The sequence below is a fragment of the Pseudomonas sp. UBA2684 genome (assembly GCA_002354655.1).
In the GTDB taxonomy this organism is placed as follows: domain Bacteria; phylum Pseudomonadota; class Gammaproteobacteria; order Pseudomonadales; family Pseudomonadaceae; genus Aquipseudomonas.
In genome coordinates this window covers 242059-256478 of record DELY01000003.1, presented here as the reverse complement: position 1 = coordinate 256478, position 14420 = coordinate 242059, and the positions used below count along the sequence as shown (strand labels likewise).

The following is a 14420-nucleotide window of genomic DNA, read 5'->3' as shown; positions in this document are numbered from 1 at the left end:
CAAAACCGCTTACAGCCTCGCCCATGCGTTGAGCCCCACCGCTCCGCTATGATGCCGGCATTCCCGCCGCACGAGACGCCCATGCGCCGTTTAATCAGCCTGATCCTGCTGCTGCTCGCCCTGCCCGCCAGCGCCGGCCTGTTCGACAGCCGCCCCACTGCCGCGCCATTGGGCGCCGCACTGAACAACAGCGCCGATTTCTTGCCGGTGCGCGAAGCCTTCAAGCTGAATCTGCTGGCCAGCACAGCGGACTCGATCACCCTGCGCTTTGTCGCCGCGCCGGGGTATTACCTGTACCAGCACCGCTTCACATTCAGCAGCGAACCGGCGGATATCGGCCTCGGCGCCGCCAAGCTACCGCCTGGCGAGGCGAAGACGGATGAGTACTTCGGCGATGTCGAAGTGTATTACGGCGTACTGGATGTCGAGCTACCGCTGAACAACCCAGACAACCGTCCGTTCAATTTGAACGTCACCTACCAGGGCTGCGCCGACAAGGGCCTGTGCTACCCGCCGGAAACCGAACAGCTGAAGATCGGCGGCGGCGCGGCGAGCAACGCCAGCGCTGCCGGCGCCGCGGCCGCCAGTTGGAGCTGGGGCGACCTGGCCTTGTTCTTCCTCGCCGGCCTGGGCCTGACCTTCACCCCGTGCGTCTTGCCGATGCTGCCGATCCTCTCCGGCGTGGTGCTGCGTGGCCGTCCCAGCAATAAACGTGGCCTGGTGCTGTCGCTGGCCTATGTGCTGCCAATGGCGGCCTGCTACGCCGCCCTCGGCGCGCTGATGGGTCTGTTCGGCGCCAGCCTGAACCTGCAAGCGATGCTGCAATCGCCCTGGGTGCTGGTGCCCTTCGCACTGTTCTTCAGTCTGTTTGCCCTGGCCATGTTCGGCGCCTTCGAGCTGCGCCTACCGGCCTTCATCCGCGAGCGCCTCGACCGCAAGGCCAGCCACACCCAGGGCGGCTCGATTGCTGGCGCAGCGAGTCTCGGCGTGCTTTCCAGCCTGATCGTCTCGCCGTGCGTCACCGCACCGCTGACCGCCCTGCTGCTGTACATCAGCAGCACCGGCGACGCCCTCGGCGGCGGTCTGCAACTGTTCGCCCTGGGCCTGGGCATGGGCACGCCTCTGGTGATTTTTGGTGCCGGCGGCGGCGCGCTGCTGCCCAAGTCCGGCGACTGGATGGTCGCGGTGCGCAATGCCTTCGGCGTGATGCTCTTGGCGGTCTCGATCTGGCTGCTCGAGCGCGTGCTGCCGGGGACTCTGGCCCTGGCGTTGTGGGGCTTGCTGGCCGCCGGCGTGGCGCTGTTCCTCGGCGCCCTGGAGTTCGGCAGCAAAACATCGAAGGAAAAACTCGCCCAGCTCGCCGGCCTGGCGCTGCTGGTGTATGCCCTGGCCGCCTGGACCGGCGCCTTGCAGGGCCAGGACGACCCATTGCGCCCACTCGGTCGCCTGCCACTGGCCGGCACGGCAAGCAGTCAGGTCGCGCCGGGCAGTTGGCAGACCATCAGCACCTCCGCCGAATTGCACAGCGCGTTCGCCGCGGCGCAACGCAATGGCCAACCGCTGCTGCTCGACTGGTACGCCGACTGGTGCATCAGTTGCAAAGTGATCGAACGCGAAGTGCTCAGCGCCGCCGAAGTCGTTAGCCAGCTGGGCGACTATCAGTTGGTGCGCTTCGACATGACCGACAGCAACGCCGCCCAGCGCGCACTGCTCGACCGCTACCAACTGTTCGGCCCGCCGGCGATCCTGTTGTTCGATAAAAAGGGTGACGAATGGCGGGATTTGCGTGTCGTAGGTGAGGTCGATGCAGCAACCTTTGCGCATCGTCTGAGCCAGGCACGCGAGCGTTTCTGAGCGCTCGGCGCGCGCTTTCACGCGCACGATTTTCAGTCAGTCGTTTGATTCTTTTTCATATATTTGCCGCAAACAGCTGGCATCGTGTCGACTATTGCCGACAACTGGACAGTCTTTAGCCGTATCCGGCATAGTCCTGCACAGCGCAAAAAACAAGGAATACCGGATCATGGCCACTTTACTGGTGCTGCACGGCCCCAACCTCAATCTGCTGGGCACCCGTGAACCGGGCGTCTATGGCGCCACCACCCTGGAACAGATCAATCTCGATTTGGAGCGCCGCGCCCGTGACGCCGGCCATCATCTGCTCTATCTACAGAGCAATGCCGAGTACGAATTGATCGAGCGCATTCACGCCGCAAAAGGCGAAGGTGTCGACTTTATCCTGATCAATCCCGCCGCATTTACCCACACCAGCGTCGCATTACGTGACGCATTGCTGGCGGTGAGCATCCCATTCATCGAAGTGCACCTGTCCAACGTGCACAAGCGCGAAGCTTTCCGCCATCACTCCTACTTTTCCGATGTTGCGGTAGGGGTGATCTGCGGCCTTGGCGCCAGCGGTTATCGGCTGGCCCTGGAGGCTGCACTCGAACAACTTGAACGGCCCTGACCTCACTGGGAGTTGAACACCTATGGATATTCGTAAAGTCAAAAAACTGATCGAGTTGCTGGAAGAGTCCGGCATCGACGAACTGGAAATTCGCGAAGGCGAAGAATCCGTACGCATCAGCCGCCACAGCAAACAGCCGGCCTTTATGCAACAGCCGATGTATGCGCCGGCTCCTGCGCCAGCCGCCGCTCCGGTGGCCGCTGCACCGGTCACCGCTGAGGCATCCGCCCCGGCTGCCGCCAAGCTGAACGGCACCGTGGTGCGTTCGCCGATGGTCGGCACCTTCTACCGCGCTTCCGGCCCAACTTCGAGCAACTTCGTTGAAGTGGGGACCGCCGTCAAGAAAGGCGACATCCTCTGCATCGTCGAAGCGATGAAGATGATGAACCACATCGAGGCCGAGACCAGCGGCGTGATCGAATCCATCCTGGGCGAGAACGGCCAGCCGGTGGAATACGATCAACCTCTTTTCACCATCGTTTGACCCGCGGAGAGCCTGCGATGTTGGAAAAAGTTCTGATCGCCAACCGCGGCGAGATCGCCCTGCGCGTCTTGCGCGCCTGTAAAGAGCTGGGCATCAAGACCGTCGCGGTGCATTCCACCGCCGACCGCGAGTTGATGCACCTGGGCCTGGCCGACGAGTCGGTGTGCATTGGCCCGGCCTCTGGCGCGCTGTCCTACCTGAATATTCCGGCGATCATCAGCGCCGCTGAAGTCACCGGCGCCACCGCGATTCACCCCGGCTACGGCTTCCTTGCGGAAAACGCCGACTTCGCCGAGCAGGTGGAAAACTCCGGCTTCGCCTTTATCGGCCCGAAAGCCGAGACCATCCGCCTGATGGGCGACAAGGTGTCGGCCAAGGACGCCATGAAGCGCGCCGGCGTACCGGTAGTACCTGGCTCCGACGGCCCGCTGCCGGAAGACGAAGAGACCGCCCTGCAGATTGCTCGCGACGTTGGCTACCCAGTGATCATCAAGGCCGCTGGCGGCGGCGGTGGTCGCGGCATGCGCGTGGTGTACAAGGAAGAAGACCTGATCAAATCGGCCAAGCTGACCCGCAGCGAAGCCGGTTCGGTGTTCGGCAACCCGATGGTCTACCTGGAGAAGTTCCTCGGCAATCCACGCCACGTGGAAGTCCAGGTCATCTCCGACGGCCAGGGCAACGCCATCCACCTGGGTGACCGCGACTGCTCGCTGCAACGCCGCCACCAAAAGGTCCTAGAAGAAGCGCCAGCCCCGGGCATCGATGAAAAAGCCCGCGCCGAAGTGCTGCAACGCTGCGTCGATGCCTGCATCGAGATCGGCTACCGCGGTGCCGGCACCTTCGAGTTCCTCTACGAAGACGGTCGCTTCTACTTTATCGAGATGAACACCCGCGTGCAGGTGGAGCATCCGGTATCGGAAATGGTCACTGGCATCGACATCGTCAAGGAGATGCTCAGCATCGCCGCTGGCAACAAGCTGTCGTTCAAGCAGAGTGACGTGGTGATTCGCGGCCATTCGCTGGAATGCCGGATCAACGCCGAAGACCCGGACAACTTCATGCCCTGCCCCGGCAAGGTCAAACACTTCCACGCCCCGGGCGGCAACGGCGTACGGATGGATTCCCACCTGTACAGCGGCTACAGCGTGCCACCGCACTACGACTCGCTGATCGGCAAGATCATCACCTACGGTGCCACCCGCGACGAGGCCATGGCCCGTATGCGCAACGCCCTGGACGAGATCGTGGTCGACGGCATCAAGACCAACGTGCCGCTGCACCGCATGCTGGTTCGTGACAAAGGCTTCTGCAAAGGCGGCGTGAATATCCATTACCTGGAGAAAAAACTGGGTATGGATAAGCACTAAGCCCCATGACCTGCTGCGCGTCGGCCCCTCTCGATAAAAGAAAGGGGGCGTTAAAAGCGGCCTCGGAATGCTCATTTACAGACGTAAACTCCGCTTCCTTGACCGTTTTCGCCTTGTCTCGCTCTAGCTCGCGAGGTCATGACTGAAATGCTCAACAAGGGCTGCCATTCGGCGGCCCTTGTCGTTTCTGCCGACCGCAAGCGGTGGCAGCGGCACCACCGCTTCAAGTAAGCTGCGCGCCAATTTGCAGCGTCCCGCCACAGTGTTTACGAGGTTTCCCATGCCCTGGTTACAAGTCCGTCTCGCCATCACCCCGGAGCAGGCGGAAACCTACGAAGACGCCCTACTGGAAGTCGGTGCGGTGTCGGTGACCTTCATGGACGCCGAAGACCAGCCGATTTTCGAGCCGGACCTGGGCACCACGCCGCTGTGGTCGCATACCCACCTGCTGGCCCTGTTCGAGGCCGACACCCAGGCCGAGGCGGTGTTCGCCCACCTGCACTTACTGACCGGAACCAAACTGCCGGAGCACCACGCCGAAGTGATCGCCGACCAGGATTGGGAACGCAGCTGGATGGATGGCTTCGAACCCATGCGCTTCGGCCAGCGTCTGTGGATCGTGCCGAGCTGGCACGCCGCCCCGGAGCCGGATGCGGTCAACCTGCTGCTCGACCCGGGTCTGGCCTTTGGTACCGGCACCCACCCGACCACCGCGCTGTGCCTGGAGTGGCTCGACGGCCAAGACCTGACCAATTCCAGCGTGCTGGATTTCGGCTGCGGCTCGGGCATCCTGGCCATCGCCGCCCTGCTGCTCGGCGCCCCGCAAGCAGTCGGTACCGACATCGACCCGCAAGCCCTGGAAGCCTCGCGCGACAATGCCGGGCGCAACGGCATCGACCCGGCACGCTTCCCGATCTACCTGCCCGCTGACCTGCCGCCGCAACCGGCCGACGTGGTGGTCGCCAATATCCTCGCTGGCCCGCTGGTCGCCCTGGCACCGCAGATCACTAGCCTGGTCAACCTGGGCGGACGCCTGGCGCTGTCGGGTGTCCTCGCCGAGCAGGCCGACGAGGTACGCGCGGCGTATCAGGACGCCTTCGCACTCGACCCGACGGCCGTCAAAGACGGCTGGGTGCGCATCAGCGGCGTGCGGCGCTAACGCCGCCCGCGCAGCACTTGCGTTAGACTAATCGCCTTGTTTCGCCGGATCGCCGGCCGCCGGATTGCCGCATGACCGAAAGTTTCGTCACCCAGTGCCCCCATTGCCGCACCAGCTTTCGCGTGAACCGCGCGCAACTCGGCGCGGCTCATGGCGCCGTGCGCTGCGGGGCCTGCTTGCACGTGTTCAATGCGGCGCAGCAACTGCTCGAACAGGGACAAACCCTGACCGCAGCGGCGCGCGCGACGCCCCTGCCAACGCCCACGCCGCCCGTCACGGCGCGACCCGACAGCGGCCAAGTCGCCGCACAACCGGCCAAATCGGCCCTCGCGCAGAGCACGCCGCCCGGCAAGAATCCCAGCGATACGTTATGGATTCACGACGATCTGGACCTCGACGGCCTCGACCTCGACGAAGAGCTGGCCAAACTGGAACAGCAGGAACAACAGCTGTCGCAGCAGTTCCTCGCCCTTGAACGGGCACCCAAGTATGCCGAGGACTTCCGGGCCACCCCGCAAACCGAACACTCCGCGCACGACGAACAATGGGCCGAAGCCCTGCTGCGCGACGAGGCGCCGGCAGCGCCGCTGAGCCTCAGCCCGGTCACTCCTCGCGAAACACCGGCGGCGCCCACAGCGCCCAGCAACCCGCTGCCCGTAACAACGGCCACGACGAGCCAAAGCCCCCGCAGCGAGCCGACGTTCGACCTGCACGATGCCGAGCCCGATGAGCCCGGCCTGACGCTGAGCGCCGAGCGCGACGACGCGGCGCCAGAGCCAGAGCCGCGCGAAGGCGACGACAGGCCAGAAACGCTGCAACTGACGCCCCACGAGCGCAGCGAACCCGGCCTGCGTGACGAGCACCTGTTCGACCTGGACGAAGAGCCGCTGCAACTGGACTGGCAAACGCCGCAAAAACCCTGGGGCCGCTGGCTGGGCTGGGGGCTGCTGAACCTGATCGGCGCCGCCGCCCTGGCCGGTCAATACATCCACTACCACTTCGACGAGTTGGCGCGCCAGGATCAATACCGCCCCTGGTTCGAGCAGCTCTGCCCAACCATCGGCTGCACCCTGCCCTCCAAGGTCGACATCGCCCAAATCAAGAGCAGCAACCTGGTGGTGCGCAGCCATCCGCAGTTCAGCGGCGCCCTGGTGGTCGATGCAATCCTCTACAACCGCGCGCCGTTCGCCCAGCCGTTCCCCTTGCTGGAAATGCGCTTTGCCGACATCAACGGCCAACTGCTCGCCAGCCGACGCTTCAAGCCCAGCGAATACCTCGCCGGCGAACTGGCCGGACAGGCGGAAATGCCGCCACAGACGCCGATCCACATCTCCCTGGACATCCTCGACCCCGGCACCCAGGCGGTGAATTACAGCCTCAGTTTTCACTCGCCCGAATAACCGGCACTAGGCACAACCAAACCCTTGGCGATAAGCCCATAGCTGTTCAGAATTTGTTCAAAACAGCCTTTATCCGGTCATCCAGAGCGGGTATGATTCTCACCCTTTTTCGCACTCTCCTATTCGCCTCAACAGCACGTCTCTTGAGCAGGGAAGCCCTATGTCGACGCTATGCATCGGCCCCTACACACTGCCAAATCAGCTGATTCTCGCGCCCATGGCCGGAGTCACCGACCGGCCGTTTCGCCAGCTGTGTCGCCGTTTGGGCGCCGGCCTGGTGGTATCGGAAATGGTCACCAGCGATGTGCGCTTGTGGAACACCCGTAAGTCGAGCCTGCGCTTGATGCACGAGGGCGATCCCGAGCCCCGCTCGGTGCAGATCGCTGGCGGCGACCCCGAGATGCTCGCCGAAGCGGCGCGGCGCAACGTGGACCTGGGCGCGCAGATCATCGACATCAACATGGGCTGTCCGGCCAAGAAGGTCTGCAACAAGGCCGCCGGTTCTGCGCTGCTGAAGGACGAACGCCTGGTCCGCGAGATTTTGCAGGCTGTGGTCGCCGCCGTGGATGTGCCGGTGACCCTGAAAATCCGCACCGGCTGGGATCGACAGAACAAGAACGGCCTCGATGTGGCGAAGATCGCCGAAGATACCGGGATCGTCGCGCTGGCGGTGCACGGTCGTACCCGCGCCGACCTGTACACCGGCGACGCCGAGTACGACACCATCGCCGCGATCAAGCAGGCGGTGTCAATCCCGGTGCTGGCCAATGGCGACATCGACTCGCCGGAGAAAGCCAAGGCGGTACTCGCCGCCACCGGCGTCGATGGGCTGTTGATTGGCCGGGCGGCGCAAGGGCGGCCGTGGATTTTTCGCGAAATCGAGCATTACTTGCGCACCGGGACAACACTGCCGGGGCCGAGCCTGTTCGAGGTGGAACGTATTCTGCTAGAGCACCTGGCCGAGCTGCACGTCTTCTATGGCGACGTGATGGGCGTACGCATCGCCCGCAAGCATGTCGGCTGGTATCTCGCAACCCTGCCGGGCGCCAGGGAGTTTCGCGCCCAATTCAATCGTCTAGACAGTACGGACGCGCAGTGCGCCAACGTTCGCGAGTTTTTCAGCGAACGGCATAACGATGGAGAAGGGGTGGCCGCATGACGATGTTGACCGAGACTTTAGGAAGTGGAATTGCACCCGTGAGTGACAACACCAGTTTGAAACAGCATCTCAATACGCCGAGCGAAGAAGGGCAAACCCTGCGCGGCAGTGTCGAGAAAGCGCTGCATAACTATTTCGCCCACCTAGAGGGCGCGGACGTCACCGATGTCTACAATCTGGTGCTCACCGAAGTGGAAGCACCCTTGTTGGAAACCGTGATGAACTACGTCAAGGGTAACCAGACCAAGGCCTCCGAACTGCTCGGCCTGAACCGCGGCACTCTGCGCAAGAAGCTCAAACAGTACGATTTGCTCTGACCCTGCATTCTCGAAAAGGGCGGCTCCGACGAGCCGCCCTTTTTTGCTAATACCCTGCTCTGATGGATTCTGAAATGACCGACCAGACCACCCGCCTTCCCGTTCGCCGCGCCTTGATCAGTGTTTCCGACAAGACCGGCATCCTCGAGTTTGCCCGCGAGCTCGTCGCCCTGAATGTGGAAATTCTCTCCACCGGCGGCACTTACAAGCTGCTCAAGGACAACGGCATCGCCGCTGTGGAAGTGGCCGACTACACCGGCTTCCCGGAGATGATGGACGGTCGGGTGAAGACCCTGCACCCGAAGATCCACGGCGGCATCCTCGGCCGTCGCGCCCTCGACGGCGCGGTGATGGAGCAGCACGGCATCAAGCCGATCGACCTGGTCGCGGTCAACCTCTACCCCTTCGCCGCCACCGTGGCCAAGCCCGGCTGTGACCTGGCCGACGCCATCGAGAACATCGATATCGGCGGCCCGACCATGGTCCGCAGCGCCGCGAAGAACCACAAAGACGTGGCCATCGTGGTCTCTGCCTCCGACTACGCCGGCATCGTCGAGTCGCTGAAAGCCGGCGGCCTGAGCTACGCCCAGCGCTTCGACCTGGCGCTGAAAGCCTTCGAGCACACCGCCGCCTACGACGGCATGATCGCCAACTACCTGGGCACCATCGACCAGGCGCGCGACACCCTGAGCACCGAAGAGCGCGGCGCCTTCCCGCGCACCTTCAACAGCCAGTTCATCAAGGCCCAGGAAATGCGCTACGGCGAGAACCCGCACCAGAGTGCGGCGTTCTACGTGGAAGCGCAGAAGGGCGAGGCCAGCGTCGCCACTGCCATCCAGCTGCAAGGCAAGGAGCTGTCGTTCAACAACGTGGCAGACACCGACGCCGCGCTGGAATGCGTGAAGAGCTTCGTCAAACCGGCCTGCGTCATCGTCAAGCACGCCAACCCATGCGGCGTGGCCGTGGCTCTGGACAGCGAAGGCGGCATCCGTCAGGCCTACGAGCTGGCCTACGCCACCGACACCGAATCCGCGTTTGGCGGCATTATCGCCTTCAACCGCGAACTGGACGGTGCCACCGCCCAAGCCATCGTCGAGCGCCAGTTCGTCGAAGTGATCATCGCGCCGAAAATCAGCGCCGAAGCCCGCGCTGTGGTCGCTGCCAAAGCCAACGTACGCCTGCTCGAGTGCGGCGAATGGCCGGCCGAGCGCAGCGCCGGTTGGGACTTCAAGCGGGTCAACGGTGGCCTGCTGGTACAGAGCCGCGACATCGGCATGATCACCGCCGAAGACCTGAAGATCGTGACTAAACGCGCGCCGAGCGAGCAGGAAATCCATGACCTGATCTTCGCCTGGAAAGTGGCCAAGTTCGTCAAATCCAACGCCATCGTCTACGCCAAGGGCCGCCAGACCATCGGCGTCGGTGCCGGCCAGATGAGCCGCGTCAACTCCGCCCGGATCGCCGCGATCAAAGCCGAGCACGCCGGCCTGCAAGTCGCCGGCTCGGTGATGGCCTCCGACGCCTTCTTCCCGTTCCGCGATGGCCTGGACAACGCCGCCGCCAACGGCATCACCGCGGTGATCCAGCCGGGCGGTTCGATGCGCGACGCCGAAGTGATCGCCGCCGCCGACGAAGCGGGCATTGCCATGGTGTTCACCGGCATGCGTCACTTTAGGCACTAAAATCGGCCGCACTCGGACAGGCATCTGCGGCGTTGTCCGGCCCTCCCCCATGCTCATTGCCAGAAGGCAACTCCGCTGGGTGAAGGGCCGGACGCCTTGCATCTACCAGCCCGATCGCGACCTCGAAATTTGTAGGGTGGATAACGCTTCGCTTATCCACCAAACGGCCATACGCCGGCCTCCATTGGGAGAGAAACATGAACGTATTGATCATCGGTAGCGGCGGTCGTGAACACGCCCTGGCCTGGAAAGTGGCGCAGGACAAGCGCGTCGAGAAAGTCTTCGTCGCCCCGGGCAACGCCGGCACCGCCGTTGAGCCCAAGTGCGAGAACGTCGCCATCGACGTACTGGCCATCGAGCAGTTGGCCGATTTCGCCGAGCAGAACGTGCAACTGACCATCGTCGGCCCGGAAGCGCCGCTGGTTAAAGGTGTGGTCGACCTGTTCCGCACCCGCAAGCTGGACATCTTCGGTCCTACCGCCGCCGCCGCCCAGTTGGAAGGCTCCAAGGCCTTTACCAAGGACTTCCTCGCCCGCCAGAACATCCCCACCGCCGACTACCAGAACTTCACCGAAGTCGAACCGGCCCTGGCCTACCTGCAAAAGGTCGGCGCGCCGATCGTGATCAAGGCTGACGGCCTGGCCGCCGGTAAAGGCGTGATCGTCGCCATGACCCTGGTTGAGGCCGAAGACGCCGTGCGCGATATGCTCGCCGGCAATGCCTTTGGCGAAGCGGGCTCGCGCGTGGTGATCGAAGAATTCCTCGACGGCGAAGAAGCCAGCTTTATCGTCATGGTCGACGGCGAGAACGTGCTGCCGATGGCCACCAGCCAGGACCACAAGCGCGTCGGCGATGCCGATACCGGCCCGAACACCGGCGGCATGGGCGCTTATTCGCCAGCCCCGGTGGTCACCGCCGACGTGCACAAGCGGGTGATGGACGAAGTGATCTACCCGACCGTGCGCGGCATGGCTGCCGAAGGCAACGTCTACACCGGTTTCCTCTACGCCGGACTGATGATCGACAAGGCCGGCAAGCCGAAAGTCATCGAGTTCAACTGCCGCTTCGGCGACCCGGAAACCCAGCCGATCATGGTGCGTCTCGAAAGCTCCCTGGTGCTGCTGGTCGAAGCCGCCCTGGCCAAGGCGCTGGACAAGGTCGAAGCGACCTGGGACCCGCGCCCGACGGTGGGCGTGGTGATCGCCGCCGGCGGCTACCCGGCCGACTACGCCAAGGGTGACGTGATCGAAGGCCTGGACGCCGCCGCGCAACTCGACGGCAAGGTGTTCCACGCCGGTACCGCGCTGAATGCGGCAGGCCAGGTGGTCACCGCAGGCGGCCGTGTACTGTGCGCCACCGCCATCGGTCGTACGGTCGAGGAAGCCCAGCAGCAGGCCTACCGCCTGGCGGAGAAAATCCGCTGGAACGGCTGTTTCTACCGCAATGACATCGGTTATCGCGCCATTGCCCGCGAACGCGGAGAAGATTGACGCTAAATAAGCGGTAAAACTCGACAAAGGCGGCCTGATGGCCGCCTTTGTCATATTCCGCTACACATCGGCTTGGCTATAATCCGGCCACTCACCTTCGAAGGGAATTCACCGTGCGCCGGCTCAGGATTGCCACTGGATTGTTTTTCGGCCTTGCGCTGACGGCGCTACTGCTCTTGCCCGCACAGGCTGCCCAGGCTGCCGGGTGGTCCGCCTTGAGCGAAACCGACGCCGCACTGCAACTGGCTGACATCCGTTCGCCGCGCTACCGCGGACAGTTCGTGCCGACCGACCTGACCCGGCTCTACACCTCCGGCAACGAAACCGCCCTGTGGCTGCATTACCGCTTACCGGCCAACACCGAATCCCAACTGCTGCGCGTATTTGCCCCGTACCTGGCCTACCTCGACCTTTACCTGCTGAACGGCGACGAGCTGCTCACCCACACCCGCACCGGCAGCAAGCTGCCCTTCTCCAGCCGCCCGCTGGCCAGCCGCGATTTCCTCCTGCCGCTGCCACAGACCGACGCGCCATTGGACCTCTACCTGCGCCTGGCTTCCGAACACGCCCTGCGCCCGACCATCAGCCTGCAAAGCGCCAGCGCCATGGCCGCCGACGACAAGCGACCCTTGCTGTTCGGCCTGCTGTTTGGCGGCCTCGGCATGCTGGTGGCGTATAACCTCGTACGTTTCGCCTACACCCGCGCGCCCAGCGGCCTGTGGCTGGCGGCGACACAAGCCGGCCTGCTGGCCGCGGCACTCAACCTGCTGGGCATCAGCACGCCATGGCTCGGCGACTGGCAAACCCTGCAACCGCAGATCGCCAACCTGTCGATGCTGCTGACCATGCTCTGCGCCCTGGCGTTCACCGCCAGCTTCTTCCGCAGGGTCTGCCCGAGCACACCGCTGTCGCGTCTGCTGATTGGCGAAATCATCCTGATTAGCGGGGTCTGCGTGGTGCTGCTGATCGCCACCAACCTACAGTTCAACCAACTGGTGTACCTGCTCGCAGCGATTACCGGCCTGAGCATTCTGCTGGTGGCCCTGTATCACTGGCAGCATGGTTATTTACCGGCGCGGCTGTTCAGCGCCGCCCTGCTGATTTTTTGCGCGGCCTTCATCGGCGCGCTGCCGGTCTTGTTCGGCTACTGGTCGGTGCAAACCGACTGGCTGGCCTACGGCTTGCTGGCCAGCACCGTGTTCAGCGGTTTTATCCTCAGCATGGCGCTGAGCGAACGCCAGCGGCGCATCGTCCAGGACGAATTCAGCACCAGCCGCGCCCTCGCCGCCAGCTCTGCCGAACTGAAAGCCAAAGCCGAATTCCTCGCCAAGATCAGCCACGAAATCCGCACGCCGATGAACGGCGTGCTGGGCATGACTGAACTGCTGCTCGGCACCCCGCTGTCGGCCAAACAGCGCGACTACGTGCAGACCATCCACAGCTCGGGCAACGAGCTGCTGACCCTGATCAACGAAATTCTCGACATTTCCAAGCTGGAGTCCGGGCAGATCGAACTGGACGATGTGCAGTTCGACCTCAACGCGCTGATCGAAGACTGCCTGGACATCTTCCGCGCCAAGGCCGAACAGCAGAAGGTCGAGCTGATCAGCTTTATGCAGCCGCAAGTGCCACGGGTGATCAGCGGCGACCCCACGCGCCTGCGCCAGACCCTGCTGAGCCTGCTCGATAACGCCTTCAAGCAGACCGACGAGGGTGAAATCCTGCTGGTGGTGGCGCTCGACAGCAGCAGCGACACACCGCGCCTGCGGATCGCCGTGCAGGACAGCGGCCGGCCGCTGAAAGCCAGCGAACGCGATGCCCTGCTCAACGCCGAACTGCACAGCAAGGATTTCCTCGCCGCGACCAAACTCGGCGGCCGTCTCGGCCTGATCATCGCCCGCCAACTGGTGCGCTTGATGGACGGCGAGTTCGGCATCCAGAGCGGCGGCAACCAGGGTTCGACCCTGTGGCTGACCCTGCCGCTGGACAGCGAACGCCTGCAACATCCGACCGCCGACCTCGATGGACCGCTACAAGGCGCGCGTCTGCTGGTGGTCGACGACAACGACACCTGCCGCAAGGTGCTGGTGCAGCAATGCAGCGCCTGGGGCCTGAACGTCAGCGCCGTGCCGTCCGGCAAGGAAGCGCTGGCCCTGCTGCGCACCAAGGCGCACCTGCGTGAATACTTCGATGTGGTGCTGCTCGATCAGGACATGCCGGGGATGACCGGCATGCAGCTGGCGGCGAAGATCAAGGAAGACCCGAGTCTCAACCATGACATTCTGCTGGTCATGCTCACCGGCATCAGCAATGCGCCGAGTAAGATCATCGCGCGCAATGCCGGGATCAAGCGCATCCTCGCCAAACCGGTGGCCGGCTATACCCTCAAAGCCACCCTGGCCGACGAACTGGCGCAGCGCGGCAACGGTCACTCGACGCTGTTCAGCCCCACCGTCAGCGCACCGCTGAGCGCGCCCAGCGATTTCCGCATCCTGGTGGCCGAAGACAACAGCATCTCGACCAAGGTGATCCGCGGCATGCTCGGCAAGCTCAACCTGCAACCGGACACTGCCAGCAACGGCGAAGAAGCGCTCAACGCGATGAAAGCGCAGCACTACGACCTGGTGTTGATGGACTGCGAAATGCCGGTGCTCGACGGGTTCTCCGCCACCGAACAACTGCGCGCCTGGGAAGCGGCCGAGCAGCGCGACCGCACGCCAGTGGTGGCCTTGACCGCGCACATCCTCAGCGAACACAAGGAGCGCGCCAAGCAGGTCGGCATGGATGGCCACATGGCCAAGCCGGTGGAGCTGTCGCAGCTGCGCGAACTGGTCGAGTACTGGATCGCCGAACGGGAAAACCGCCGCCAACGCGACGCTCTGCCGTCCTGACCGG

General features: G+C 63.8%; 11 protein-coding genes. All 11 read left to right on the top strand.

The window, feature by feature from the left end; genetic code table 11:
- The first annotated feature begins 81 nt into the window (after positions 1-81).
- On the top strand, positions 82-1854 hold the full coding sequence (locus B3M58_RS02190) for a protein-disulfide reductase DsbD (protein ID WP_296216919.1): 1773 nt from the start codon (positions 82-84) through the stop codon (positions 1852-1854).
- A gap of 169 nt (positions 1855-2023) precedes the next feature.
- Positions 2024-2467 (top strand): type II 3-dehydroquinate dehydratase, encoded by a 444-nt coding sequence (gene aroQ / locus B3M58_RS02185; protein WP_296216918.1) that lies wholly within the window; start codon positions 2024-2026, stop codon positions 2465-2467.
- Positions 2468-2489: 22 nt separating this feature from the next.
- Positions 2490-2951 carry an acetyl-CoA carboxylase biotin carboxyl carrier protein gene (gene accB, locus B3M58_RS02180; RefSeq protein ID WP_296216917.1) on the top strand — a complete coding sequence of 154 codons (462 nt, stop codon included), beginning with the start codon at positions 2490-2492 and terminating at the stop codon, positions 2949-2951.
- Between the two features lie 17 nt (positions 2952-2968).
- Positions 2969-4318: an acetyl-CoA carboxylase biotin carboxylase subunit gene (gene accC, locus B3M58_RS02175; RefSeq protein ID WP_296216916.1), complete on the top strand. Its 1350-nt coding sequence runs from the start codon at positions 2969-2971 to the stop codon at positions 4316-4318.
- 280 nt (positions 4319-4598) lie between these two features.
- Positions 4599-5477, top strand: a complete 879-nt coding sequence (gene prmA / locus B3M58_RS02170; RefSeq protein WP_296216915.1) for a 50S ribosomal protein L11 methyltransferase — start codon at positions 4599-4601, stop codon at positions 5475-5477.
- 71 nt (positions 5478-5548) lie between these two features.
- Entirely contained in the window at positions 5549-6877 is a 1329-nt protein-coding gene (locus B3M58_RS02165) for a DUF3426 domain-containing protein (RefSeq protein WP_296216914.1), read from the top strand.
- A 160-nt stretch (positions 6878-7037) separates the two neighbouring features.
- Positions 7038-8036 (top strand): tRNA dihydrouridine synthase DusB, encoded by a 999-nt coding sequence (gene dusB, locus B3M58_RS02160; protein WP_296216913.1) that lies wholly within the window; start codon positions 7038-7040, stop codon positions 8034-8036.
- Positions 8033-8353, top strand: a complete 321-nt coding sequence (gene fis, locus B3M58_RS02155; protein ID WP_288359209.1) for a DNA-binding transcriptional regulator Fis — start codon at positions 8033-8035, stop codon at positions 8351-8353. Before dusB ends, fis begins: the two co-directional genes overlap by 4 nt.
- A gap of 74 nt (positions 8354-8427) precedes the next feature.
- Positions 8428-10035 carry a bifunctional phosphoribosylaminoimidazolecarboxamide formyltransferase/IMP cyclohydrolase gene (gene purH / locus B3M58_RS02150; protein ID WP_296216912.1) on the top strand — a complete coding sequence of 536 codons (1608 nt, stop codon included), beginning with the start codon at positions 8428-8430 and terminating at the stop codon, positions 10033-10035.
- Positions 10036-10232: 197 nt separating this feature from the next.
- Positions 10233-11525, top strand: a complete 1293-nt coding sequence (gene purD / locus B3M58_RS02145) for a phosphoribosylamine--glycine ligase (RefSeq protein ID WP_296216911.1) — start codon at positions 10233-10235, stop codon at positions 11523-11525.
- A gap of 113 nt (positions 11526-11638) precedes the next feature.
- The gene (locus B3M58_RS02140) at positions 11639-14416 is read left to right on the top strand and encodes a hybrid sensor histidine kinase/response regulator (RefSeq protein WP_296216910.1); all 2778 of its coding nucleotides are present in this window, start codon (positions 11639-11641) and stop codon (positions 14414-14416) included.
- The last annotated feature ends 4 nt before the right edge of the window (positions 14417-14420 follow it).

What these genes read in the sequence shown, in the direction of transcription:
- fis (WP_288359209.1), top strand. Translation starts at nt 8,033, where the DNA reads ATGACGATGTTGACCGAGACTTTAGGAAGTGGAATTGCACCCGTGAGT.
- purD (WP_296216911.1), top strand. Translation starts at nt 10,233, where the DNA reads ATGAACGTATTGATCATCGGTAGCGGCGGTCGTGAACACGCCCTGGCC.
- B3M58_RS02165 (WP_296216914.1), top strand. Translation starts at nt 5,549, where the DNA reads ATGACCGAAAGTTTCGTCACCCAGTGCCCCCATTGCCGCACCAGCTTT.
- dusB (WP_296216913.1), top strand. Translation starts at nt 7,038, where the DNA reads ATGTCGACGCTATGCATCGGCCCCTACACACTGCCAAATCAGCTGATT.
- B3M58_RS02190 (WP_296216919.1), top strand. Translation starts at nt 82, where the DNA reads ATGCGCCGTTTAATCAGCCTGATCCTGCTGCTGCTCGCCCTGCCCGCC.
- accB (WP_296216917.1), top strand. Translation starts at nt 2,490, where the DNA reads ATGGATATTCGTAAAGTCAAAAAACTGATCGAGTTGCTGGAAGAGTCC.
- prmA (WP_296216915.1), top strand. Translation starts at nt 4,599, where the DNA reads ATGCCCTGGTTACAAGTCCGTCTCGCCATCACCCCGGAGCAGGCGGAA.
- accC (WP_296216916.1), top strand. Translation starts at nt 2,969, where the DNA reads ATGTTGGAAAAAGTTCTGATCGCCAACCGCGGCGAGATCGCCCTGCGC.
- aroQ (WP_296216918.1), top strand. Translation starts at nt 2,024, where the DNA reads ATGGCCACTTTACTGGTGCTGCACGGCCCCAACCTCAATCTGCTGGGC.
- purH (WP_296216912.1), top strand. Translation starts at nt 8,428, where the DNA reads ATGACCGACCAGACCACCCGCCTTCCCGTTCGCCGCGCCTTGATCAGT.